Origin of the sequence: Methylopila musalis (genome assembly GCF_042679725.1) — a bacterium.
Taxonomy (GTDB): Bacteria; Pseudomonadota; Alphaproteobacteria; order Rhizobiales; family Methylopilaceae; genus Methylopila; species Methylopila musalis.
In genome coordinates, this window is sequence record NZ_JBHTMX010000291.1 from 1 (window position 1) to 2,447 (window position 2,447).

2 protein-coding genes and 1 pseudogene are annotated in these 2,447 nt (G+C 74.1%); all 3 read right to left on the minus strand.

Annotated features, from left to right (window positions below):
• Positions 1–1,020: MutS N-terminal domain-containing protein (locus tag ACFQ4O_RS16815; protein WP_449289004.1), on the minus strand; the 1,020-nt coding region annotated here is incomplete at its 3' end.
• Positions 1,021–1,134: 114 nt separating this feature from the next.
• Positions 1,135–2,121, minus strand: a complete 987-nt coding sequence (locus ACFQ4O_RS16820; protein WP_378777418.1) for a beta-ketoacyl-ACP synthase III — start codon at positions 2,119–2,121, stop codon at positions 1,135–1,137.
• A pseudogene (locus ACFQ4O_RS16825) lies at positions 2,118–2,447 on the minus strand (adenosylmethionine--8-amino-7-oxononanoate transaminase); the annotation flags it as partial. The pseudogene ACFQ4O_RS16825 and the gene ACFQ4O_RS16820, both read right to left, overlap by 4 nt.

Genomic DNA, 2,447 nt, shown 5'->3' on the forward strand with positions numbered 1-2,447 from the left:
CACCGCGTCGTGGCGGCGGGCGATGGCGGCGGGATCGAGCAGCGGCCCGGCCACGCGCTGCGCCAGCAGGCGGGAGCCGGCGGAGGTGACGCAGAGGTCGATCACGCTGAGCAGGCTGCCCTCGCGCTGGCCGGCGAGGGTGCGCGTCAGCTCCAGATTGGCGCGGGTGGCGGCGTCGATCTCCATCGCCGCGCCGCGCGCCTCCCGCTGGGGCCGGGCGAGCGGCGGGCGGCTGGCGAGCTGGGTGCGCTCCAGATAGCCGACAATGGCGGCGGCCGCCGTCACCTCCGCGCGGGAGAGCGCGCCGAAGGCCTCCACCGTCGCCACGCCGAAATGGCCGGCGAGCCGGGCTTCGGCTCGCGCCGGATCGGTCAGGTCGCGGGAGGCGGGGGTGAGGGCGGCGCGGGTCTCGGCGACCGCGGGCGCGAACTCGTCGCGCAGCGCTTCCGGCACCAGCACCTCGGCCGGATCGAGCCGGGCCAGCGCGGCGGACAGGGTGTCCGGATCGCATTCGCCGACCGCGAAAGCGCCGGTCGAGATGTCCACATGGGCGAGGCCGAGGGTGAAGCCTTGGGTTTCGGCCCGCACGCGCACGACGGCCGCCAGCAGGTTCGCCCGGCGCGGCTCCAGCAGCGCGTCCTCGGTCAGCGTGCCGGGGGTGACGAGCCGCACCACGTCGCGCCGGACGACGGACTTGCCGCCGCGCTTCTTCGCCTCTTTCGGATCCTCGGTCTGTTCGCAGACCGCGACCCGGTGGCCGGCGGCGATCAGGCGCTGGAGATAGTCGTCGGCCCGCTCCACCGGCACGCCGCACATGGGGATGTCTTCGCCGAGATGCTTGCCGCGCTTGGTCAGCGTGATGCCGAGCGTGCGGCTCGCGATCTCCGCGTCCGCGAAGAACAGCTCGTAGAAATCGCCCATCCGGTAGAACAGCAGGCTGTCCGGATTGGCGGTCTTGATCTCGACATACTGCTCCATCATCGGCGTCACGCGCGCGGGGGCGGTCGTCGCATCGGTCATGGGGCCGCTCGGAGGTCTCGGTCGCAAGGGGTCTTGAGCGTTACGGAGCGGGGGCGCCGCTGTCCATAAGCGGCGACGCGGCGGCCACAGCTCATTCGCGCGGACGGACGGCTTTTACGCCCGGATCAGCAGCGCGCCGCCGGTCATGCCGGCGCCGGCGGCGGCGAGCAGCAGGGTCTCGCCCCGAGCGATCGGCTTCGCCTGATGGGACAGCGCCAGCGTGAGCGGAATGGTGGCGGCCGAGGAGTTGCCGAAGTCCGCGATGCTCGACACCATGGCCGCGTCCCGCACGCCGAGCTTGGCTCCGACGGCCGCGAAGATGCGGGCGTTGGCCTGATGGGGCACGAAGCGGTCCACCGTCTCCGCCGCCACGTCCGCCTGCGCCAGCACGTCGCGCGAGCACTCGGTCATCAGCCTCACCGCCTCGAGAAACAGTCCGCGCCCGTCGGCGATCGCCATCAGCGTGTCCTCGATCGGCAGGCCGTCCGCGAACGGACGGCTGGAGCCGCCGGCGGGGATCCCCACGAGGCCGTAGCCCGCGCCGTCGGCGGCGAGCGAACAGGCCGCGACGCCGCGCGCTAGATCGGGATCGGGCGCCAGCACCACGGCGCCGGCGGCGTCCGCGAACAGAACGGAGCTTGCGCGCTCCGCCGGGTTGATGCGCCGGCTAAGAATGTTGGCGCCGATGACGAGCGCCGCCTTGCCCGTGAGCCGCGCATGGCCTTCGGCGAGCGTCAGCGCATAGAGGAACCCGCCGCAGGCGCCCGCCAGATCCGCCGCGCCGGAGCGCGACAACCCGAGTCGATGCGCCACCAGCGGGCCGGTCGGGGGGAGAAGCTGGTCCGGCGTGGAGGTCGCGAGCAGGGTCAACCCGATCTCGGCGCGGTCTAGGCCGGCGTCCGCCAGCGCCTGCTCCCCGGCCGCGACGGCGAGGCTGGACAGGGTGTCGCCGTCGCCGGCCCAGCGGCGCTCGCGGATGCCGGTGCGGCGCTCGATCCAGCCGGGCTCGAGCCCGAGCGAGGCCTCGATCTCGGCGCTCGTCACCCGCCGCTCGGGCGCGGCCCAGCCGAGGCCGGCGAGCCGGGTTCCGCGCAGGCTCATCGCCCGGCCCCGACGAGATCGGCCGCGTCGAACAGCGCGTCGTGGATCCGATCCAGCTCGGCCTCGGTGACGCAGTAGGGCGGCATGGCGTAGAGCGCGTCGCCAAGCGGGCGCAGCAGCACGCCACGCTCCAGGAAGAAGCGGCGCAGGGTGAGGCCGATCTCGGCAAGATAGCCGCCATCCGGCACGGCGAGGTTCACCGCCGCGATGGTCCCGCAGGCGCGCGGATCGCGGAAGCGCGGGTCGCCCTCGAAGCGGGAGAGGCGCGCGGCCTGCGCCCGCGCGAGCGCGGCGACGCCCTCCGCCACCGGCTCCTCGCGCCACAC